Source organism: Paenibacillus sp. DRB1-1 (genome assembly GCF_052119485.1).
GTDB lineage: Bacteria > Bacillota > Bacilli > Paenibacillales > Paenibacillaceae > Paenibacillus > Paenibacillus polymyxa_B.
Genome location: NZ_JBODQH010000001.1, coordinates 3,160,891 through 3,184,368, shown reverse-complemented (window position 1 = coordinate 3,184,368; position 23,478 = coordinate 3,160,891). Strand labels below are relative to the sequence as shown.

The window sequence follows — 23,478 nt, the reverse complement described above, 5'->3', positions numbered from 1 at the left end:
CCCCATCCTTTATCGCAAAATAACACCGGGCTTCCCCGTTCTAATTGATATCGACCACGACGTCCAGCCAACGCTTCTTTATACTTTTAAGAACTTGCGCATGGACAGGGTACTGCCAACAATTCCGACCAGCATACCCAAAATAATCAGCAATGCACTCAACTGAATCCAAATGCCTTCAAGTGGCATAAGCTTCAACATATTCAGAGCTATATCGCCCTGAACGGCGGTCAGCAAACGCTGATAGCCAGTAAATAAAATACCTACGGTAATAAGGGAACCAATAAGACCAATAAGCGCGCCTTCAATAAAAAACGGCCAGCGTATAAAAAAGTTGGTCGCACCGACCAGCTTCATAATGCCAATCTCTCTGCGTCGTGCCAATATGGTCACGCGAATCGTATTCGAGATGAGGAACATGGACATGATCGCCAGTCCGGCGACGAATATAAAGCCTACATTACGAATGAGCTTCGTAATCGTAAAGAGTGTCTCTACGGTGCCTTTTCCATAACGAACCTTTAAAATCGGTTTCTCTGGATGCAACGTATTCAGCTTCTCAATCTTTTCGGCTACAAATGGAACCGTTGTTGGTTCAATAACCTCTACCACAATTTTGTCTGGGAGTGGATTGCTGTCCTTGTCAAAACCCTCCAGCAGCTCCTTGCCGCTGTCTCCCAAATCTTTGCGCAGCTCCTCCAAACCCTGAGCTTTAGTCACAAAGGTCGTTTTGCTGATTTCCGGCATCGCCGCGATTTCCTTTTGCAGCGTTTCACGCATGTTTTGCTCTACATTTAGCTCCAGAAATACGTTAACCTCTACCTGACTATCTGCCTGATCAGCCAGGGAATTGACGTTGAGCACCAGCATGATAAATACGCCCAATATAAGTAATGACACAATAATCGAGGTGACGGATGCCACGGACATCCAGCCATTGCGGAATATGTTTTTGAAACCTTCCCGCACATGACGTAAGAAGGTATTAAAAGTCATATCCGTACTCCCCTCTTACCTGATCCCTTACGATGTTGCCATTCTCAATGGCAATTACGCGTTTACGCATGGAGTTCACGATGTCCTTATTGTGTGTCGCCATCACAATGGTCGTACCCCGAAAATTAATTTCGTCCAGCAACTGCATGATCTCCCACGATGTCTCGGGGTCCAGATTTCCCGTAGGTTCATCGGCAATGATCACGGAAGGATTGTTTACGATGGCCCGTGCAATCGCTACACGCTGTTGCTCCCCACCGGAAAGCTGGGCAGGCTCACGGTTCATTTTTGTTTTCAAGCCAACCAGTTCAAGCACTTCTGGTACCCGTTTGCGAATCAGCTTCTTGGGAGCTTCAATAACTTCCATAGCAAAAGCCACATTCTCATAAGCCGTCAAACGCGGCAAAAGCCGGAAATCCTGAAAAATGACTCCGATGTTACGACGAACGTAGGGAATTTTACGCTGCTTGAGCTTCCCGATATTAAAACCATTGACTGAAATTTGCCCCTTGGTAGGTACTTCTTCTCTATAAATAAGCTTCATAAAAGTCGATTTCCCCGCTCCAGACGGGCCGACTACGTATACAAATTCATTACGGTCAATTCTGACCGATACTCCTTGAAGTGCGTGGGTTCCGTTAGTATAGGTCTTCCACACATCCTGCATTTCAATCACTCGATCACTTCCCGCTGCTTAATCATATTACGCATAACCTAATATCCATTCGACATATTCCATGCATTTCCTTTAAAAACTTCTCTATTTCATCATACCGTTTATCATTGTAACAAATTTGTTACCTAAATAGTACCGAAAGTTTTCTGCTTTTGGCACATATATATGAATATTATGGCACACGAGTACGCTATCAAGCTTATCAGACAGGAGACATCTGCATTATGAAAAAAATTCATTTATCTGTCATTTGGATATGGTCTAGTGTTCTGGCGCTGGCCATGTTGTGGGGGGGACTTCATCTGTACGCCGACAGACAAACGCTGCCGGAGGGAGTTAGGGTCGGAGGAGTCAACGTAGGAAGCATGGATCACACAGCTGCTCTTCGGCTGGTGGATAAAAAGCTGGATGCATTGAAGCAACGCCCACTGCTTCTGACGGACAATGACAGCAGTGCACAGGATATAAAAATTACACTTGGGGAAGCAGGGATTCGTTATAAAGCGGAGGCATTTCGGAATGCCGTGAAGGCGCTCAGCTCGGAGCATCTATGGACTCGTGTGCAGACACGTTTTAGCTTCGAAAAGGAATGGTCTATCGCATCTTTCCGACAGAAGGAGATATTGAAAGCCCAATTCGGAGCCGATTGGGAGGAGCAACGATATGGCATGCCTATCAATGCTGTGCGTCAGATTGACGGGAATGATCAGGTTCGTTATATTCCGGGGCGCTCTGCGCGACGTCTGGATTGGCCCAAGCTGGACGCCGCACTGGATAAGGCGCTGCCCAAGGATTTTACCGTTTCTGAGGAGCCGATACGAGTGGAATTACCGTTCCGCCAGCTGGAGCCGAAAATTTCGGTGGACAGTCTACGTAACGAAGGGATTGAGCGTAAAATCGTCCAGTTCTCCACCAGTCTTGGCAGCAGCTCGGAAGGACGTGTGTATAACGTCAATTCAGCGGCAAGCACCGTTGATGGTTTAATTCTCAAGCCGGGCGACATATTCGACTACGGTCAATTGATTGCCAAGGCTGAGCGCACTCATGGCTTTCGTGAAGCTCCAGTGATCGTGAACGGTCGGTTGGAGTCCGGCATAGGCGGCGGGATTTGTCAGGTATCCAGCACGGTGTATAATGCAGCACTGCGAGTCGGTTTGGACATTGTTGAGCGCCGCAACCATTCTTTGCCAGTCAGCTACCTGCCCAAAGGTCAGGATGCAACTTTTGCTACAGGGTCCATTAATTTTCGTTTTAGAAACAATACAGGCAAGCATTTACTACTTCGTGCGGCTGTCCAAAACCGAACGCTTACTGTTAAATTTTTTGGTACATTTCCGTCCAATGTTTCGTATGAACTGGAATCCCATACGGTTCGCGTACTTCCCATACCGGAGAAGAGACTCCGTAATGACTCACTTTCCCCCGGCTTCTATCAAGTACTTCGGCAGGGCAAGGAAGGGTATGTGGTAGAAACATTCCGGGTAAAAAAGGTAGACGGAAAAACCGTAGATCGCACCCGAATCAGCCGCGATACGTACCGAGCGCAGCAACGCATTATAGCTAGTTATGGCGGTGGCACATCGTCTGAGCCACAAACACGTGAACCCGAGAAGTCTATTGTCGAGGACGGTATAAGCGAATAAACGAAAAATCCCCCTTCCACTGTCAGCTGGACTTGTTCCAGACAGAGTGAAAGGGGGATTTTAGCTATAAATTACTCGCTGCGTTTACCCAAAACAGAAATTTCTACAGGCTCACTTTCGTTACCGTCTGCATCTTTAGCTTTGATTACCAGCCTAACCGTTGCTTTTTGAGTAAGCACACTGATACTAAATGTGCCATCATCTTTGGCTACTGCACTACCGATAGGCAGTTCGTTGGAATAGGCCGTTACTGTGGAACCGGCTTTAGCTGTTCCCGTAATTGTACCTTCTCCATCATACACATTGTTGACTTTCAGTGCTTCCGTAGTTGCAGCTGTGTCTGTAGTGCTATCTGTAGTCGTATCCGTAGTTGTGTTGGTATCTATTGTTGTAGAGTTGTCCGTAGTCGTGCTATCTGTGCTGGTACTTGTGCTATCTTCTGTTTCGCTGCCAGAAGTAGTCGACGTGTTACCATAAGTGGAATCTGTCACGTTGCTGTATGTGGAATCCGTCACCGTTCCACCAGGAGTCGTCGTCAGATTATCAACAGGGCTCAGGTTGTAACCGGAAGCAGCGTCCAGAATAGCAATTGCCTCTGCACGAGTCAGCGACTTCAGTGGCTGGAATTTACCATCTGGATACCCGTTGATGATTTTTTGCTCCGCAGCTGCCGCTACGCTTTTCTTCGCCCAAACTCCAATTTTGTCGGAGTCAATGAATTTAGTAACATCTGCTGCGTTACCTGCAGTGAGTCCAATAGCTTTGCCTACGATAGCCGCAGCCTCTTGACGTGTTACCTTACCATTTGGTTTGAGCTTGTTATCTGCATAGCCGCTTATGTAACCTGCATTCACGGCACTTGTCAGCTCGTTGTATGCCCAGTGCGAAGCTGGTACATCTGTAAACGTTCTACTTCCATTACCATTTACTTTTACACTGTCCGCATACGTTACGTCTGTCACAGCTGGAGTATCCTGCGTGAACGTACCCAAGCTGCGATTCAGGAGAACAATAAACTCTGCACGTGTGATTGCCGCATCTGGTTTCACCGCGCCGTCCAATTGTCCTGTGGCTGACCAGCGTTGCACCTGATCTCCTGCCCAATGACCACTTGTAGTTTGGGGAGCAGCTGCCGCTGCGCTGAATGCGCTAAGAATAAGACCTGTACTCAATACACCTGTAACTGTGTTTCTTAACTTTTTTCCCATGCTATAAATTCCTCCTCTGATTGGATTCATCATTCTTTTTTAAACACTTTACCAGAAATCAAACCCAAATAACCCCCAAATTAAAAAAATCGTCCCATATAACCATACCCCCTCCTTATGTAGGATAAATAAGAAACGGGACTTAATGCCTAGTTATTCACTTGGATATGTATATTTAGACAGGCTAAGGTATACTGAATGAGTACTCGGTCATATGCTGGAACACTGCAATGAGGTCACAAAACCCTAGGAAAAGAGGTCTTCTTATGGCTCTTATTCAATGTCAGTTTTATTCGGAAGTTCTTGGTCTGAGCACATCCATGAATGTTATTCTTCCTCAGGCAACCCGTTCGCAAATTGGACTGGAAGGCAAGCAAGGAACCGGGCCACATCCGACGCTGTATTTGCTGCATGGCTTATCGGACGATGATTCAATCTGGTTGCGTCGAACCTCCATTGAACGCTATGTCGCCTCATTGGGCCTAGCTGTCGTCATGCCCCAAGTACATCGGAGTTTCTATACGAATATGGAGCAAGGCGCGGCTTATTGGACCTTTATCAGTGAAGAATTGCCGGCTTTGGCACGTTCATTCTTTCCTCTGTCCGACAAGCGTGAAGATAATTTTGTAGCCGGGCTTTCTATGGGTGGATATGGTGCTTTCAAACTGGCACTCCAGCATCCAGAGCGTTTTGCAGCCGCTGCCAGCCTTTCGGGAGTCATGGATTTACACGCATCACGCACCGATCCTATGCAAAATGCGATGAGTCCAGCCGAATGGCTTAACATTTTTGGTCCAGATGAAATACGTGGAACGGATCACGACTTGCTGGAGCTGTTACAACGTCATGCTACCTTGGGGACCTCGTTTCCCCGGCTCTACCAATGCTGCGGCACGGAGGATTTCCTATATAAGGGAAATCAGGCTTTTCGTGAAACATGTAATACTACCGGAGTTCCGCTGACCTACGAAGAAGGTCCTGGAGCTCATGAATGGGGATACTGGGACGCGAAAATTCAGGATGTACTGGCGTGGCTGCCGCTTAAGGAGCACTAAACTGGTTAAAAAAATCCCCGCAGCTTCCCTCATCGCACTATGGCGAAGGGATTGGCTTGGGGATTTTATTATGCACATTAGGGATTTGTCGTGGTCTCCGTCGATGGAGATCCTTTAGTTAGTGACTTGGGTAGCACCTTGTACAAGCGCCACTCACCGTTAAACTCACGTTCAAGCTGGACCCAAGGAGCGCCTTTCTCATATAAATTCGGATATACCATATTGATTTTACTCAGTGGCATGCCTGACATGATCTTAGGTACAAGGATATAATCCACATGGCTATCCTGCGGATAACTTAATGCCTTATTGAACGAATAATCACTGGTAATCAGGAAGCGTTTGGGATATTCGCTGTAGACAATCATGGTGTAGGCTGAAGCCGAATCGGTCATAATGGTAGACTTCGGCAGATGCTCATCCAACCAGACGGCAATCTTACGATCTGACTCCTGTCTCACGTAGTTCACATTACCCGTTCGTGTGAGAAAGCTGTTCTCATCCGGTGCAATATCCGGGCGAGTCAACGCATAGGAAAGTAATCCAGCGGTAAGCAACAGACTGACGGACACCAGGCCAAAGGCTGCCCTCCGCCATCGTCCCTGAAGCTGGCTCAGCTCATAGGGCAACCAGGCTACGGTAATTGGGAACACGTACATAAAATAACGAAACCATCCGTACGAAGATTGCTTCATCATGAGTAAAAACTGCAACCCTGGCACTGACAGGAACAACAGCAAAATAATCAATGTTCCCCATCGGAACAAGCGTCCACTCAACAGACGAATGAACAGAATAGCAAACAACGGTACCGAATACCAGAGTGTTTTGGAAGCAATAAATTTCAAGGCCACCAGCGGATTGGAGAAAATCTCTACAAACTTATCATCATTCAGCAGCTCTGCCGATTGGGCCGTGTTCGAATACTCCGAATTCAGGAAATAAAAAGCATTCCCCATAATGAGATAGTTAAAGAAAATCCACAACAGTCCGGAAAAGACCACGGGGAGCAGAAGCAGTAACCAAGTTGCCTCGACCTTGTACAGTTTTTCTCGCAAGGCCAGTTCACGTCTGCCCATGTTTCGATGAAGAAACATGATCGCCAATACCACTCCACCCGCCATTGCTACGCCCAGAGGAACCGCTTCATAGCGAGTCCAGAACGCCATGGCAAGCGCTAATCCAGAAACAATCAGACTTGCCGTCATGCGATCCTTGAGCCACAATGCAAACTCAATCACCGTCATCATAATGAAGTATATGTATAGCGAATCGCTCAGCCCATTGGCACCAAACAGTAAAATAAATGGATTCAGTGCATACAACAGTGCCAGCATGATGCTCATCCCTGAGCTAAGCCCTGTTCTGACCCCCGCCCGATACAGCAACATAGCGGTCAAAGCGGCAAAGGTAGCACTAAGAATGACAGCAGCCAATCCATAGGTGGCTAATGCCGGAAAGATTGGATACAGCAGTAGAATCACCATTTCCAGAAGACTGGGTAGTGGATTCCAGATAAATCCGATTGCGCCCAGATGCGGGTCACGGCTGTACAACACATAAAATGCATTAGCTACGCGACTGAGCGCGTCTGTGTGCATATATCCCAGAACATAGCTGAAATAGATGCCCGCAGACAGTTCCAATGCAAGTATAAATACAAACAGACCTATAGCCATCCATCTGCTTGCAGACCATTTGCGAAAGGACATTCCTCTCGTTCCCCCTCAAACTTCTTGCGGTGATACAGCTGTACCCTACTCACACCCTACAGCTGTATGCTTCCCTCCGCTACGATGCACTAAAATATCATAATTATTTTGATTCTCCATGCTCTATTTTGTACAGTCGCCACTGCCCGTCAAAGTCATGTACCAACGAGGCCCACTGCGCTCCCTTTTCGAACAAATCAGGATAGTTCCGGTTCACCTGATCCAGCGGTACCCCATCCACCAAGCGCGTAACCAAGACATAATCCACCTTGGAAGCAGGCAGATCCATTAAAGATTCCCCAAAGTCAAAATCACTCGTAATCATAAACTTCTTCGGGATTTTGCTGCTCAAAATGATCGGATAGGCGGCATAAGAATCTGTCAAAATGAGAGATGAACCATAATGCTCATCCAGCCACGGCGCTATTTTCCGCTCAATAATTTGACGTTCGTAGCTTTCATTACCACTATGCGTCAAATAGCTGTGTTCATCTGCCGCAATCGCGGGGTTCGTCAGTGCGTAGGATAACAAGCCTGCTGTTACCAACATTCCTGCTGTTACTAGTGAAATTCCGATCCCCCTCATTTTCCCCTTCAATAAACTTAGCTCATACGGCAACCAGGCAACCGTAATCGGGAATACATACATAAAATATCGGAACCAACCAAAAGAAGACTGCTTGAGCATCAGCAAAAGCTGAAGTCCTGGCACCGATAAAAAAATGGCCAGTAGCGTTAACGTGCTCCAACTCAACAGACGTTTGTCCAATAGTCGTATGAGCAAAATGGCAATCAACGGAGCAGCATACCATAAGGTTCGTTGCCCGATAAACTTTAGCATCAGCACAGGGTGGGCAAACATGGCCACGAACCGTTGATCCTCCAACAAAGCTGCTGATTGTGTGGAATTGGAATATTGCGAGCGTAAAAAGTAAAGCGGATCGCCCATGATAATCCAGTTAAAAAAGAGCCACAGCAGACCGGAAAAGACAAGTGGCAACAACAATAGAAGCCATGTCGCTTCCACCTTGTACAGGCGCTCTTTTAAAGACAATTCCGTTCTAACCCTCTCTCTGTTTGTACGCCACCGATGCAGAAAAAAGATCGTCAGCAATACACCCAAAGCCATCGCAACGCCAAGCGGGACCGCTTCATAGCGTACCCAAAATGCCAATGCAAGCGCAAAACCGGATACGATCAAATTCGCCGCCTTGCGATCCTTCAACCACATACAAAATCGACTCACTGTCAACAAGATGAAAAAGATATATGGCGAGTCACTTAAGCCGTTGAAGCCAAACAGAAACATAAATGGATTCAGTGAAAATAATAGCGCAATGAGCAAACTGGTTGCACCGTGAAGCCCCAACTGTTTGCCCGTCGCATACAATAATGCCGCGCTCGCCCCTGCAAACAGGCTGCTCACAATCACTGCCGCCAGCCCGTGGGAAGCGAGTACCGGAAATAAAGGATAAAACAACAGCACTATCAGTTCCATCAAACTGGGCAGCGGATTCCATACAAACCCGATAGCACCCAAGTGTGGGTCACGACTGTATAGCACATAAAATGCATTAGCCACTCGACTGAGCGCATCGGTATGCATATAGCCAAGATGCCATGCAAAATACACACCCACGGCCAGTTCAAGAGCAGTAATACAAGCAAACAATGATAGCAATTTTCCGTGTTTTCTTAAAATCATGAAGCCTCTTTCTGACGCTGTTGCGGAACGGAGAAGATCCAGTAGCGGTTCCAAATATAATTATGAACAGGCACGATGATGGTAGTTAGTACTTCACCGATCAGATACGACCAACCGATCCAATGAATGGTCACGTACATCAGAGCGGCATTTAAGAGCAAGCCACAGGTGCAGACCAACAAATATTTAAGAAACTGGGTGCGGCTTCCCTCGCCGGTAGGCTCGAACGTCCAGTTTCGGTTCAGCACATACGAAACGAGCAATGTAACCACAAATCCGATTGTAGTAGCCATTACTGCTGGTACCGTAAACAACTCCACCAGCAGCACAAGCACACCAACATGGATACCTGTGCCCAGCAGCCCCACAATACCGTATTTAATGATTGGATACTTTAGATATGAACGTCTGATCATGTTGATTAAACTCCCTGTCCACCCACAATCGGTCAGCATTCGCCCGTTTATCTGCTATCAGATAGCGAGGCCTAGCTTTGACTTCGTGATATATGGCGGCAATATATTCTCCTACCACACCAATTGACAGCATGAGTACACTGCCAATAATCAAGAGCAGCAAAATGACAGTGGTAAAACCGGTCACAGCATCACCCGTTAATTTGCGCATTAAGGTCTGAATCCCCAATACGACTGAAATCAGCATAAAAATGAGGCCCATCAGACTCACTACCCGCAATGGTACTGTCGAAAACGAAACGATCGCTTCTGCTGCCAGTCGAGTCAGCCCTAACGGACTCCAGCGGCTTGGTCCCTCTTCGCGTGGAGCCACCCGGAATGAAATCTGGGTTTTGCGGAAACCTAGCCAGGCCGTCATCCCGCGGAAAAACGGCATACGCTCTGGCATCGCCATCCAGGCATCCACCACTCGTCGATCCAGTAGCTTATAATCGGAGGCATCCTTGAGATTAAAGCCCGTCAAGCGGTTCAAGGTCGCGTAGAACAAAGAAGCTCCGAGCTTTTTGCCCACCGACTCTTCTCCCCGAAATTCTTTCACACATTCGACCAAATCATAACCTTCATTTTGCCATAAACGTACCATTTCCCCAATCATCTCAGGAGGATGCTGCAAATCGCCGTCCATGACAATAATCGCATCGCCAGAGGCATTTTCCAGACCTGCGCACAACGCCAGCTCCTTGCCGAAATTCCGACTCAGCCGGAGCGCGAGCAAAGAGGGCATACGACGGGACAATTCGGACAGCTTGAGCCACGTATCGTCTTTGGAACCATCATCTACTATGATGAGCTCATAGCGTGAGGTGACAACAGACAATACCCCATCAATTACCTTAAGTGAACGCTCGAGATGCGAGCTTTCATTGTACATGGGAATGACGACGGATAAAAAAGGTGTTTTTGTCTCCATTCTTGCTCCTTCTTTCTTCATATTCAGGAGGACTGTGCCGGGGTATCATCCAAATCGTGCATATCGGTCAGACCATGTGTCGTCTTCTCCCAATAGAACGGCTTGGTAATGAGCTGCCAAGCGGCTTTCACCGCAGCTATACTCATAAGTACCCAATATAACGGCGAGAGTAGCCCATATTTGACCATCGCGTATGAAAATGTTCGTTCACCGCGCTCTTCCAGTTCCCCGATGACCCAGTACATTCCGGCCACGTTACTGAATACGAACAGAAAGTTACCGATATAAAATTCCGCGCTGGCCAGGTAATACACATACCCCGGGAACAGCTTGGGAATAAAGGACAATTCCCAGCCAAACCATAAAATAAGCAAACCCCAAAAAATCGGATTCAGCAACGGCAACATCGGAGTTGCCAAAATCATCACCTGAAAGCCGAAAAAGCCCTTCCAGCCCACTTCGCGCACCAGCTTAACCGGATTGCGCATATGAACCAGCCATGTCTGCATATACCCCTTGATCCAGCGTGACCGCTGACGAATCCAGTTGCCCACGCGGCTGTTAGCTTCCTCCCATGTGCGGGAATCGACAATAGCCGTTTTGTAGCCGCCTTTATACAGACGTATGCCCAGATCGGCATCCTCGGTTACATTGTAGGGGTCCCACGCATTAATATCTTTCAATACAGATACCCGAAAATGATTGGATGTGCCGCCTAAAGGAATTGGGGTATCTAACTGCATAATACCCGGCAGCAGCAGCTCGAACCACATACTGTATTCTTGAGTGAACCAGCGGGTCAGCAAATTTTGTGTACTATTAAAGTAGTTGAGCTTCGCTTGAATACATGCATAATGCTCAGGGAGTGAATCGAACGCTGCAATGACCTTTTTAAGCTGATCAGCGTCGGGACGATCCTCAGCATCGTAAATCACGACAAACTCGCCACGTGCCCGAATAAGTCCATAATTACATGCCTTCGGCTTGGTTTTCGGCAAACCGTCTGGAACGACCAATGTCGTGTAATAGGCTGGCAGCTTCATTTCCCGAAGTAGCTCGATCGTCTCAATGTCATCCTCTTCAATCAGCAGCCGCACATCCAGCTTGGACTTTGGATAATCCAGCTGCTCCAAATTCCGCAACAACATCGGAAGCACGCCCGCCTCCTTATACATAGGTACAAGAATGGTATAGATCGGCAGTTTCTTTTCATCCATGGCGTCAACCTCTTCCTTCGTAAAACGAAGCTGCGCCCCACGCCGGGAACCGAGGTAAATAATGCCAAATTTAAATAGCGTCATCACAAAATAAAACAGCTGAATCATCATATTGATGATCAACACCGTTTTCCAACTGTTCCACAAGAGACCGAGCAGTGTAATCATACCCATAGCTGCGAACACCCAAAGTTGTCCCTTTGTAAAAGTCGTCCGCGCCGAATTGTGCGGTTCTTTTTCCAACAGCCCGGTCGTGCTCTCCTGCATCATTTCTTCACCGTAGATTTTACCCCAGAGCTGCTCCATCTCTTCCTTCGTAGCAAGCACCTGCTCTACCGGCATACCCAGAATTTCCTCCAGCTTCAAGCGTCTCTCTTCTGGCAACGGATCGCTAACCGCCACAATATATCGGTTCATATACTGATGGATGACGACCACGCCATAAGCCATTGCCACTTGCTCGGGTAGTTTGTACGCCGCATCCAGCGCGAGCTCCTCACCAATACGCCCGATTCGGTTCTGTGTAGCAATCGCGCGGTACAAATCGGCAGGTTCCAGCATTTGCAATGACAGCAAGATGTCGCCCAGCAGCCCGCCGCTCTTCGCCTGGAACTCCAGTGCGCGCTCCAGTTGTTCCGGTAATATGTAGCCGGAACGAACCAGCATATCGCCTAGACGCTCCTTGGACTCGTCGCCGTCAACCTGCTCCTGGAGCTGCTCGGCTGTAATGAAGCCCATCTCTACAAGAATATCGCCCAGCCTGCCACCGTAACGCTTCTGGTTGCGGATGGCATCTGTCAGCTGATCGCGGGTAATCATCCCGTTCTCCACCAGTTGATCCCCTAGACGGGCCTTGCCGTTTCGTCCACTCTGCGTTCCTGTTGCGGCCTCTTCGCCTTCCGCACCAGGAATACTGGAAGCAGCGCCCATAGCAGCTCCTGCTGCTATCTGTTCCTGCCCAGAGGCATATTGGACTTGAGCCTCCTGCACCTGTCCATCCTGTATCCCTTCATCCAGCAATTGTTCCACAGCTGCTGCTGTATCATGGGCGTTCTGTATCGCCTGGATACGAAGTTCTGTATCCTGAAGTCGCCGTTCTAACTCTTCAATATGAAAATCAAGCTTGTACAGCACCGGGGCCTGCTCTAACCGCTGGGCCTCTAGCTGTTGTTGCAGTTGTTCGATTCGCTGACGCTCTTCTTTTATTCTTCTCTTGGTTTGGCGAATTGAAACTCCTCCAACCTGCCACCTAAGCTTGTCACCCATGAATTCCCGCCCTTTCAATCCAGCGCCGCTCTTCCGCAAGCGCATCCGCAAGCAGCTGCTTTAACTCCGCATCCCGCTGCTTTTTCCGTTCCAGCGCCGCGTGGAAAAGTTCCCGCTCCTCACGCAGTAACTCCTCCGCTTGCACCCGTTCCTCATGCAATGAAGATATCAGTTGATCGGCTTCAGAAGCGCGATAACCGAACCAAGCGCTCTTTAACTGACGCGCCGTCCTTTTAGTTCTCATAATACCTCCCTGGATCATCCCGACTCCGCCTTCAGCTACGTCGCTACTTTAGAGCTTTTACTTGCCGTTCTCCCGAAACCAGGACATACCTATGTTCTCATTCAAGCCCTTCATTTACACATTTATGAAATTGACCTAATCAAAAGTGCCTCTAGTAACTTGACATTTATTTATTGAATATAGTTCTTGCCCTATTGAATTGGTAATTCAATGAAAAACTTAGTGCTATTCTACCATAATCATCGTAGGCGTAGTATACAAAAATGTAAATTCTAGAAACTTTCACACTAGCGTATTAATAGGTATTTAGAACTATAAATTGAACACTATGAAAAATACCCTTCCAGGAAATCTATGCATTTCATGATCATTGGGATCATGAATAAAACAAATACCTCAAAAAGCACAAAAGACACCGCGAACGGTGCCTTCGAAACCTAGATTGCTAATTCCTTAAAATCTGATTTTACACAGCATCCCGCTACTGTGCAAGACAATAATATCTTTCTTTACTGATTAATTTTTCGGCTTGTGCCCTTCAAACCATGTTGATGTATTCGCCAAGAGCTGTTCACTGCGCCCAATGGCTGCCTGTACCTGCCCGGTAGCGGTTCCACCATATACATTCCGTGCATTAACTACCGCTTCTGGTTGAAGCACCTCATAGATGCGCCCGTCGAACAGATCCGAAAACTGCTGAAATTCGTCCAGCGTCAGATCAAGCAAATATTTTCCATGCTGGATGCAATACAGCACGGTTTTGCCAATGACCTCATGCGCCTGACGGAACGGAAGCCCTTTGCCGACCAAGAAGTCCGCAATATCAGTTGCGTTGGAAAAATCCTGATTGACCGCTTGACGCATACGTTCCTTGTTCACCTTCATCGTGGCGATCATCGGTGCGAACAGTTGCAAGGCTCCTTCCAGCGTGGCAACGGTATCGAACATCCCTTCCTTGTCCTCCTGCATATCCTTGTTGTACGCCAGCGGCAAGGATTTCAGTACAGTCAACAAGCCTACGAGGTTTCCATAGACACGTCCGGTTTTACCACGTACCAACTCCGGTACGTCCGGGTTTTTCTTCTGCGGCATAATGCTGCTGCCTGTGCAAAAAGCATCATCCAGCTCGATAAAACCAAACTCCGTGCTGCTCCATAGCACTAATTCTTCGCTCAGACGAGACAAATGCGTCATAATCAGCGAGGCGCCAGCCAGGAACTCTACAATAAAATCCCGGTCGCTGACGGCATCGAGGCTATTTTCATATACGCCATCAAATCCCAGTTGCTCGGCTACAAAATGACGGTCGATCGGAAAAGTGGTCCCGGCCAAAGCGCCAGCACCGAGCGGCAACACGTTAATCCGCTTGTAGCTGTCTTTGAGTCGGTCAATATCACGCTCCAGCATAGACACATACGCCAGCAAATGATGTGCAAATAAAATAGGCTGCGCACGCTGCAAGTGTGTGTATCCAGGTACAATCGTATCCAGATTATCCTTTGCCTGGCCGATTAATGCAGCTTGTACATCATGCAGCATACCCACCAGAGATACCACACGTCCGCGCAAATACAAGTGCATATCCGTTGCTACCTGATCGTTACGGCTACGCCCAGTGTGCAGCTTACCCCCGACCGGACCAATGGCCTCGATTAGATTTTTTTCGATATTCATGTGAATATCCTCATCCGAAACAGAAAATTCAATTTCCCCACGGCGGATACGCTCCAGGACCGTGTGCAGTCCTTCCTTGATCGTGTCTGCATCCTCCTGCGGAATAATTCCACATTTCCCCAGCATGGCCACATGAGCCAAACTGCCTTGAATATCTTCTTCCGCCAACGCCTGATCAAACCCGATAGAAGCCGTATATTCCTCTACCAGCTTGTTCGTTTGCTTCGTAAACCGTCCGCCCCATAGCTTACTCATTGTATAATCCCCTCTCTGCAATACAAGCCGCCCTCGTCGTTTGGACAAGAACGGCCCGTATCCCGTACATTTTTTAGGTTACATCATTATTTATGATTTTGTGTTACGCCCGCGTTGACCTTCAAACGCAGAGCATTCAAGCGGATAAAGCCTGTTGCATCGCCTTGATCGTAGGCTTGTGTCGGATCAGCTTCCATGGTCGCAATGTCCGGATTGTACAAGCTAACCGGACTTTTAACGCCTGCGCCGATAATGTTACCTTTGTACAGCTTCACGCGCACGGTACCACTGACATTTTTCTGACTCTCATGAACCAAAGCCTGCAAAGCGACACGTTCCGGTGCGAACCAGAAACCGTTGTAAACCAAGGTAGCATAACGGGTAATCAGACTATCACGCAGATTCATAACCTCGCGATCCATCGTGATAGATTCCATTTTACGGTGAGCTGTGAACAGGATCGTACCGCCCGGCGTCTCATAGACTCCCCGACTCTTCATACCAACAAAACGGTTCTCCACCATATCCACACGTCCGATACCATGCTTGCCGCCCAGTTCATTCAGTTTTTCCATCACTTGCAGTGGATTTAGCTGTTCTCCGTTCAAAGCGACGCAGTTACCTGCTTCAAATTCCAACTCCAAATATTCTGCTTCATCAGGAGCGTCCTCAGGCGCGCTGCTGAGCAAGAACATTTCTTTATTTTCAGGGGCACTTGGATCAAACCAAGGGTCCTCCAGCACGCCGCTTTCATAGCTGATATGCAGCAGATTACGGTCCATGGAGTATGGCTTGGCTGCAGAAGCAGTTACCGGAATGTCGTGTTTTTCCGCATAGGCAATCATTTCTGCACGGCCCGGGAACTGATTGCGGAACTCTTCCAGCCGCCAAGGTGCGATCACCTTGATATCCGGCGTCAACGCCGCCGCGTTCAGCTCGAAGCGGACCTGATCGTTACCTTTGCCTGTTGCCCCGTGAGCAATGGCTGTTGCTCCCTCGGCAATCGCAATATCGACCATCCGCTTAGCGATCAATGGACGTGCAATACTCGTTCCGAGCAAATATTGTCCTTCATATAAAGCACCCGCCTGAAACATCGGATAGATAAAATCCTTGGCGAATTCATCACGCAGATCATCAATGTACACTTTGGAAGCCCCCGTAGCAAGTGCTTTTTCCTCCAAACCGTCCAGTTCTTCCTTTTGACCGATATCTGCGGTGAATGCGATGATTTCAGCATCATAAGTTTCTTTGAGCCATTTCAGAATGACCGACGTATCCAGACCGCCGGAATATGCGAGTACGATTTTTTCTTTTGCCATTGTTGAAGTCCTCCCCGATTGCTTACCTTTATCTTCTTTACCTATCAATACCTATCAATCTTATGCCATTAAAGCAACTAACAGCGCTTTTTGCGCATGCAGACGATTCTCCGCTTCATCAAAAATGACCGAATTCGGACCATCGATTACGCCTGCGCTCACTTCTTCCCCACGATGCGCAGGGAGACAGTGTAGGAATAAATAATCCGGCTTCGCCAGCTTGACCAGCTCCTCATTCACCTGGAAGTCGGCAAAAGCAAGCTCCCGCTCCTTCTGCTCTTCCTCAAACCCCATGCTCGCCCACACATCTGTGTAGATCGCATCCGCATCTTGTACTGCTTCCTGCGGACTTTGGGTTATAACGATCTCACTACCTGTCTGTTTGGCAATTTCACGGGAAGCTGCGACCACACTCGGGTCAGGCTCGTATCCAGCTGGACTTGCGATGGACACATGCACTCCAAGCTTCGCTCCCCCAATCAAGAGAGAATGAGCCATATTGTTACCGTCTCCGATGTAAGCCAATTTGAGCCCTTTTAGCTTACCCTTTTGCTCATACAAGGTTTGATAATCAGCTAGCACTTGGCACGGATGAGCTAAATCACTCAATCCATTGATCACAGGAACGGACGCATAACGTGCCAACTCTACAACATTATCGTGCCCAAAGGTACGAATCATAATGCCATCCAGATAACGTGACATGACTTGAGCCATATCGCTAATCGGTTCGCCGCGTCCCAGTTGAATGTCATTTTTGCTGAGGAAAAGAGCATGCCCACCCAATTGATACATACCGACTTCGAAAGATACCCGTGTACGTGTAGAGGATTTTTCGAAAATCAGTCCAAGCGTTTTCCCTTTTAGCGGCTGATAGGTTTCCCCGTTTTTGTGCTTACGCTTAATTTCAATGGCGAGATCAATTAAATAATGGATTTCCTCTGGAGAGTAATTATCCAGCTCCAGGAAGTCCCGCCCCTTCAAATTCATCTGCTGCAGTGCGCCGCCCTGGCTCATGCTATCGTCTCCTTTTACACTCTAGTCTAGGATGATTTGACCTTTATACTAGGCCACATGCTCCCGAATCAACTCAGCAATCAAGGTTACAGCTTGATCTATTTCGTCTTTCGTTACATACAAGTTAGGCAACAGACGAATCACGTTCGGTCCTGCTGTAATGAACAGAATGCCCTTCTTCTGTCCTGCCAAAACAAGCTCCGCTACCGGTTCGGCACACTCAATACCGACCATCAGACCTTTTCCACGGATATCCTTTACAAAAGGACTATCTCCAAGCTGCTTTTGCAGACTATGGAAAAGGTAATCTCCCATCTCAGCTGCACGTTCTGGTAGCTTGTCATCAATAATCGTTTCAATAGTAGCTTGAACCGCTGCCATAGCAAGTGGCGTACCCCCAAAGGTAGATCCATGACTGCCCGCTGTGAACGCTTCACGCAAATACCCTTTGCCTAGCATCGCACCCACAGAGAAACCACTGCCCAGTCCTTTCGCCAATGTAAAGATATCCGGCTCTATACCATAATGCTCAAAGGAAAACAGCTTGCCCGTCCGTCCCATACCTGTTTGTACCTCGTCAATGATCAGCAGCAAACCATGCTCGCGGCACAGCTTTGTGATCACATCTACGAAAGCAGGGTCTACCGGATACATGCCGCCTTCGGCCTGCACCATTTCCAGCATAATTGCCGCCGTATGCTCACTGATGGCTGCTTCAAGCGCCGTCTGATCATGAAGCGGAACACTTTTGAACCCGGCGGGAAGCGGTAAAAAGCCCTCTTTAACTTTATCCTGACCCGTAGCGGTCAAGGTTGCCAGCGTCCGTCCGTGAAAGGATTGCGTGAACGTAATGATTTCGTAGCGACCAGTCTGCTTTACCTTCTGGTGGTAACGACGCGCCAGCTTAATTGCAGCTTCGTTCGCTTCGGCCCCGCTGTTGCAGAAAAACACAGCATCCGCGCTGCTATTGGCTGTCAGCAAGGCAGCGGCTCGTTCTTGCCCCGGAATATGAAACAGATTGGATACATGCCACAATTCATCGATCTGTTTTTTCAATCGCTCAGCTACTGCTTGAGGCGCATGGCCGAGATTGGTAACGGCAATGCCCGACATGAAATCCAGATAACGCTTGCCCTGATCATCCCACAGCCAGCTTCCTTGTCCTTTTACCAGTGTAAGCGGGTATCTTGCGTAGGTTGGAAAAAGGGAGCTTTCTGTCTGCGCTTTTGCCGACACCTTATCCGTTTGCACTCCGCTTCCATCCGTACTTGGCATTTCCTCGCTCACCAGCGTATTCGGTTCCTTACTCATTATGTTCACGCTCCTTTATCGTTTGGTTATATAGGTCGAGCTATATATTGTAATTACTGCATACGCACGATGCGTGTTCCAATCGATTCTCCGCCCAGCACACGGCTTAGTACCTGCGGTTCGCTACCGTTCACAATGACGACTTCCTTCACTTTGCCGTGGATACAGGCAATAGCCGCTCTCACTTTCGGGATCATACCACCGTATATTTCACCTGTGCTGATCATATCCTCAATCTCCTGTACGGTGATAGAATCCAGCACTCTCTTTTCTCCGCCATACTTCTTCAATATGCCTGGTACATCTGTAACGACGATCATCCGACTGACCCCCAGATGAGAGGCTACCGCACCCGCCGCTGTATCCGCATTAATATTGTAACGCTGACCCGATCGATCAATCCCGATAGGTGCAATAACAGGCATATAGTCCATATCCAGTACACCTGTAATAATCGAGGCTTGAACGGATGTTACCTCTCCGACCCAACCGACCTCTGCGGCATTCGACACAGGCTTGGCTTCGATTAAATAGCCATCACTGCCTGACAACCCCAACGCTCGGCCCCCATGCATCCCTATTCTACGTACAATCTGCTTGTTAATGCTGCCAGCCAGTACCATTTCCACGACATCTAGCACGGGTTCAGTCGTTTTGCGTAATCCATGAATGAACTCTGTTTCGATCCCCAGCTTCGCCAAGTTGTCGGAGATCGCAGGGCCACCGCCATGTACAACGACAGGTTGAAGACCTTCCGACTGCAAACGCGCCAAATCTTCAAAAAAGGAATCAGGTAACGCAGCCAGCGTACTTCCTCCGCATTTCATCACAAAATTACGACGTGCCACTCCCGCATGATTCGCTTGATCCGCGTGTTCCACTGCCGATTGCATATCATCTCTCCTTTTCTTATCTGCATATCCGTGCCATTTTTAAATGATGCTGGGCTTACATCCGCTCGTTGCTTCTATCAACTACTATCCTAATTCAATCCGTATTTTATTCTGGTATCTATGTCCGATAAGCTGCGTTAATCCGCACATAATCATAGGTTAGGTCACAGCCCCATGCTGTAGCGGTTCCGTTCCCGTGATGCAAATCAACAATAATTTGCACCGTATCTCCCCGCAAATAGGCTAGCGCCTCTTCTTCGTCAAAAGCGACCGGACTCGATTGGCTTAGCACAACAATATCACCCAAGCGAATATCTACCGTATCTGGATTAACTGGCTCTCCAGCACGCCCTACGGCCGCAATAATCCGTCCCCAATTCGCATCTGCTCCGAAAACGGCCGACTTGACCAGACTGGACCCCACCACTGTCTTGGCTATCGCTTGAGCGGACGCATCGCTTACCGCTCCGCTTACAGACACCTCTACCAGCTTCGTAGCACCCTCTCCATCGCGAGCAATTGCCTTCGCCAGCTCTCGGCAGATATAGGTGAACGCCTCGGCAAAAGCGTCCCAATCGGGATGCCCTACGTGCAGTTCACGGTTGCCAGCCAGTCCGCTCGCCATGGCGATTAGCATATCGTTCGTGCTCGTATCCCCATCCACCGTAATCATATTAAAGCTGGTATCCGTTGCCTGCTTTAATAGTTGATGAAGCGCCGTCTGTCCGATCACTGCATCACAGGTCATAAAAGCGAGCATCGTTGCCATATTCGGATGTATCATGCCCGAGCCCTTGGCCGCCCCGGCGATGTGTACGGTCACACCGTCCACCTCAACCGCCACACACGCTTCCTTTTTGACCAAATCCGTTGTCAGAATGGCTTGGGTAAATTGCTCCGCTCCATCGTTTGCCCCGTTCATACGGTCAGGTAAGGAGGATATTCCGCCAAGCACACGATCCATTTTCAAATGCTCGCCGATCACGCCCGTCGAGGCGACGGCTACATTGCTCTCAGCAACACCCAGTTCACGAGCCGCAGCCGAACGCATAGCGTAGGCATCCTGCTCTCCTTGTTGTCCCGTGCAGGCATTGGCGTTCCCGCTGTTCACCACTACTGCCTGCAATCGACCATCTGTCAAGCTCTCGCGGGTCACCTTCAGTGGTGCAGCCTGAAACGCATTGGTGGTGTACACCCCAGCAGCTGTCGCCTCTACCTCGCAACGAATCGCGCCCATATCGTTGCGGTTCGTATTTTTTAGTCCGCAGTGTAATCCCCCGGCTGTAAAGCCACGCGGAGTTACGATGTTGCCCCCGTTTACTACTGTAAACACTACTTTGCCCATAATTATGTGCCCTCGTTCGCAACATATTCAATGAATGACAGCTGCCTGTATTCGAAATTCCGCTCGCTGACGTTTCCTGCATCTTGTTGCGGTTACTTGCTACTTACGGATATACCGGTATGAAGCCCAGCCCGAGGTTCTCCTCCCATCCCATCATCAAATTTAAATTCTGAATCGCCTGTCCAGCGGCACCCTTCACAACATTATCAATGACAGAAATAATCGTAAGACGCCCGGTCCGGGCATCTGCTGCAAAACCGATGTCGCAGTAATTCGAACCCAATACTTCCTTCGTTGCCGGCCATATACCTTCGCCACGTACCCGGACAAAAGGATGCCCTTTATAATAATCCCGGTATAACCCGATAAGATCCTGATCTGTATGGTCACCCTTTAGCGTGACATAAATTGTACTCATAATTCCTCGGGTCATGGGAACAAGTTGTGTCGTAAACGTAATCGTAACATCCTCGCCCGCAATATCACCCAGTACCTGTTCGATCTCAGGGATATGCTGGTGCTTATTTACCTTATAAGCCTTAAAATTCTCGTTCATTTCCGCATAATGCGAAACGAGGCTTGTTCCCCTACCCGAGCCGGATACACCGGATTTGGCATCCACAATCAGCGACCGATGGTCAATCCAATCCGCTTTCAGCGCAGGAATAATGCCCAGCAATGTTGCGGTCGGATAACAGCCTGGATTTGATATAAAAGAAACGCCCGCCAGCTTTTCTGCATACACCTCGCTGAGTCCGTATACCGCTTGCTTGAGATACTCGGGTGAAGCCGCAGGCTTTTTATACCATGCTTCATACGTTTCCCCGCTTCGAAGCCTGAAGTCCCCGGAAAGGTCAATGACTTTCAGTCCGGCATCAAGAAGCTGCGGTACTAACTTGGTACTAACGCCCGATGGCGTAGCAGTGAAAACCAGATCGGCCTTGGCAGCAATTTCGTGGACTTCGACACCGTCCAAATCCTGCACCACAATGTCCGTCAGATGTGGAAACCCGTCACTGATTGGGACACCCGCGCTGGATGAAGAAATAACAGATACAATCTCTACTTGCGGATGATGAACCAAAAAACGAATCAGCTCCACCCCGCCATACCCGGTGGAACCGACAATTGCCACTTTTAACTTGCTGCTCACAGACCTTCCTCCATTCCGTTCCTATGAAATATGTATTATTATACGACTCTGTTCATATAAATACAACACCTCATGTCATGTTATTCCTCCAAATTTAAAATATGCGCTCTTGTCTATTCTTTTGACGGACAAGCTGTACGAGCTATAATAAAGGAAATAAAAAATAGACAGAGAGTCTCTTGAATACAATCTGCCGTTTTGCATAAAGAAAAGGGGGGATATTCCCTTTAAATTATCTCATATATTGGTATTCATCTCGATTGGCCGTTTGCTGCACTTTATGAACTTGTTGAACATGAATGGAGTACACATAGCAGTACACACAAGAGAAAATCACATGGGCTGCATCTAGTGAATCTGCGCAGAGGAGCCGGTGGAGCACCGGTGGAGCGGATAATTGGGGTCGAAAAATAAACTTAAACGTTAGGGGTGCTACACATCGAAACATATACAGCGAATATCGTTATAGATGCAAAAGCAAAGTTAGGCGAAGGTCCCAGCTGGGATCAGCAGTTTCAACGTTTATTTTGGGTCGATATTGAAGGTTTTCAATTGCATATCTATGATCCTTCTACGTGCACAGATCGTACAATAGAGGTTGGTGAACATATTGGTGCAGTTGTACCTTATCTCAAAAATAAAGTGATCGTAGCGCTGATTAGCGGTCTATATTGTTTGGATATTGAGACAGGGGCCAAAGTATTGATCCATGATCCTGAGGAAGGTAAACTAGGTAATCGTTTTAATGATGGAAAATGCGATCCTACAGGACGTTTTTTAGCAGGAACAATGAGCCTAAATGGCGAACACGCGCAAGGAGCATTGTATAGTCTGAGCACAAAAGGCAATGTCTCCTTACTGGTTGATAAAGCTTCCATATCTAATGGATTAGCCTGGAGCGCAGATCATCGTACAATGTATTACATTGATACTCCAACATTGGAGGTCGTCTCCTTCGATTACGATGTGGCACAAGGCACGATTAGGAATAAGCAACTGGTGGCTAGATTGGATGAAAGTGAAGGGTATCCAGATGGCATGACAATCGATGCAGAGGGCATGTTGTGGGTCGCGCGATGGGGTGGTAAACGTGTCTCCCGTATCCATCCTACTCATGGAGAAGTAATTGCTGAGGTGTCACTCCCCGTCAATTGTGTGACTTCGTGTGCTTTTGGCGGTGAACATCTGGATGAGTTATATATTACGACTGCTCAAGATAATGATAGTGCCGATCAACCATTAGCAGGCGGTCTATTTATGGTCAAAACAGGGGTAAAAGGAACGCCAACCTCGTATTTCAATCAAGGACAACCGGCAAATTGGCTTGAACGATTAGTAAAAAGAATCTAGTAAAGCTATTCTGAAGAGAGGAGCCTACTACATTAGTGGGCTCTCCTGCT

Annotated in this window: 19 protein-coding genes; 3 read left to right on the top strand and 16 right to left on the bottom strand. The window is 48.1% G+C overall.

Features of this window, described 5'->3' with window-relative positions:
• Positions 1-78: 78 nt before the first annotated feature.
• Both ftsX and ftsE read right to left on the bottom strand, forming a co-directional pair.
• Positions 79-996 carry a permease-like cell division protein FtsX gene (gene ftsX, locus ACQW03_RS14090; RefSeq protein WP_013312238.1) on the bottom strand — a complete coding sequence of 306 codons (918 nt, stop codon included), beginning with the start codon at positions 994-996 and terminating at the stop codon, positions 79-81.
• Positions 986-1,672 (bottom strand): cell division ATP-binding protein FtsE, encoded by a 687-nt coding sequence (ftsE, locus tag ACQW03_RS14085; protein ID WP_023990620.1) that lies wholly within the window; start codon positions 1,670-1,672, stop codon positions 986-988. Before ftsE ends, ftsX begins: the two co-directional genes overlap by 11 nt.
• A gap of 224 nt (positions 1,673-1,896) precedes the next feature.
• On the opposite strand from ftsE, the gene ACQW03_RS14080 reads away from it, so the two are divergent.
• The gene (locus tag ACQW03_RS14080; RefSeq protein WP_071643251.1) at positions 1,897-3,315 is read left to right on the top strand and encodes a VanW family protein; all 1,419 of its coding nucleotides are present in this window, start codon (positions 1,897-1,899) and stop codon (positions 3,313-3,315) included.
• A gap of 71 nt (positions 3,316-3,386) precedes the next feature.
• Here ACQW03_RS14080 and ACQW03_RS14075 read toward each other — a convergent pair whose 3' ends face one another.
• Complete coding sequence (locus ACQW03_RS14075) at positions 3,387-4,523, bottom strand: S-layer homology domain-containing protein (RefSeq protein ID WP_076294064.1); 1,137 nt, start codon at positions 4,521-4,523, stop codon at positions 3,387-3,389.
• Positions 4,524-4,789: 266 nt separating this feature from the next.
• Here ACQW03_RS14075 and ACQW03_RS14070 point away from each other — a divergent pair, with 266 nt between their 5' ends.
• A complete protein-coding gene (locus ACQW03_RS14070; RefSeq protein WP_441950240.1) occupies positions 4,790-5,578 on the top strand; it encodes an alpha/beta hydrolase in 789 nt (262 codons plus the stop codon).
• Positions 5,579-5,655: 77 nt separating this feature from the next.
• On the opposite strand, the gene ACQW03_RS14065 is transcribed toward ACQW03_RS14070, so the two are convergent.
• From ACQW03_RS14065 to argC, 13 genes are all read right to left on the bottom strand, one after another.
• A complete protein-coding gene (locus tag ACQW03_RS14065) occupies positions 5,656-7,290 on the bottom strand; it encodes a hypothetical protein (RefSeq protein WP_441950238.1) in 1,635 nt (544 codons plus the stop codon).
• A gap of 103 nt (positions 7,291-7,393) precedes the next feature.
• Complete coding sequence (locus ACQW03_RS14060) at positions 7,394-8,995, bottom strand: ArnT family glycosyltransferase (RefSeq protein ID WP_441950236.1); 1,602 nt, start codon at positions 8,993-8,995, stop codon at positions 7,394-7,396.
• Positions 8,992-9,411, bottom strand: coding sequence for a GtrA family protein (locus tag ACQW03_RS14055; protein ID WP_441950234.1), 420 nt, complete (start codon positions 9,409-9,411; stop codon positions 8,992-8,994). Before ACQW03_RS14055 ends, ACQW03_RS14060 begins: the two co-directional genes overlap by 4 nt.
• Positions 9,374-10,381 (bottom strand): glycosyltransferase family 2 protein, encoded by a 1,008-nt coding sequence (locus tag ACQW03_RS14050; RefSeq protein WP_023990627.1) that lies wholly within the window; start codon positions 10,379-10,381, stop codon positions 9,374-9,376. The genes ACQW03_RS14055 and ACQW03_RS14050 overlap by 38 nt, the downstream gene beginning before the upstream one ends.
• A gap of 23 nt (positions 10,382-10,404) precedes the next feature.
• A complete protein-coding gene (locus ACQW03_RS14045) occupies positions 10,405-12,864 on the bottom strand; it encodes a glycosyltransferase family 2 protein (protein WP_441950231.1) in 2,460 nt (819 codons plus the stop codon).
• Positions 12,857-13,108, bottom strand: a complete 252-nt coding sequence (locus tag ACQW03_RS14040; protein ID WP_023990629.1) for a hypothetical protein — start codon at positions 13,106-13,108, stop codon at positions 12,857-12,859. Before ACQW03_RS14040 ends, ACQW03_RS14045 begins: the two co-directional genes overlap by 8 nt.
• Before the next feature lie 516 nt (positions 13,109-13,624).
• The gene (gene argH, locus ACQW03_RS14035; protein ID WP_071643265.1) at positions 13,625-15,037 is read right to left on the bottom strand and encodes an argininosuccinate lyase; all 1,413 of its coding nucleotides are present in this window, start codon (positions 15,035-15,037) and stop codon (positions 13,625-13,627) included.
• Between the two features lie 86 nt (positions 15,038-15,123).
• Complete coding sequence (locus tag ACQW03_RS14030; RefSeq protein ID WP_071643267.1) at positions 15,124-16,359, bottom strand: argininosuccinate synthase; 1,236 nt, start codon at positions 16,357-16,359, stop codon at positions 15,124-15,126.
• A 60-nt stretch (positions 16,360-16,419) separates the two neighbouring features.
• Complete coding sequence (gene argF / locus ACQW03_RS14025; protein WP_220030306.1) at positions 16,420-17,376, bottom strand: ornithine carbamoyltransferase; 957 nt, start codon at positions 17,374-17,376, stop codon at positions 16,420-16,422.
• Positions 17,377-17,424: 48 nt separating this feature from the next.
• On the bottom strand, positions 17,425-18,687 hold the full coding sequence (locus tag ACQW03_RS14020) for an acetylornithine transaminase (RefSeq protein WP_071643269.1): 1,263 nt from the start codon (positions 18,685-18,687) through the stop codon (positions 17,425-17,427).
• A gap of 53 nt (positions 18,688-18,740) precedes the next feature.
• Positions 18,741-19,580, bottom strand: a complete 840-nt coding sequence (gene argB, locus ACQW03_RS14015) for an acetylglutamate kinase (protein ID WP_441950227.1) — start codon at positions 19,578-19,580, stop codon at positions 18,741-18,743.
• Between the two features lie 118 nt (positions 19,581-19,698).
• Complete coding sequence (argJ, locus tag ACQW03_RS14010; RefSeq protein ID WP_220030308.1) at positions 19,699-20,925, bottom strand: bifunctional glutamate N-acetyltransferase/amino-acid acetyltransferase ArgJ; 1,227 nt, start codon at positions 20,923-20,925, stop codon at positions 19,699-19,701.
• A gap of 103 nt (positions 20,926-21,028) precedes the next feature.
• Positions 21,029-22,078, bottom strand: coding sequence for an N-acetyl-gamma-glutamyl-phosphate reductase (gene argC / locus ACQW03_RS14005; protein WP_069290524.1), 1,050 nt, complete (start codon positions 22,076-22,078; stop codon positions 21,029-21,031).
• Positions 22,079-22,507: 429 nt separating this feature from the next.
• Here argC and ACQW03_RS14000 point away from each other — a divergent pair, with 429 nt between their 5' ends.
• Positions 22,508-23,428, top strand: coding sequence for an SMP-30/gluconolactonase/LRE family protein (locus ACQW03_RS14000; RefSeq protein ID WP_441950224.1), 921 nt, complete (start codon positions 22,508-22,510; stop codon positions 23,426-23,428).
• Positions 23,429-23,478: the final 50 nt, after the last annotated feature.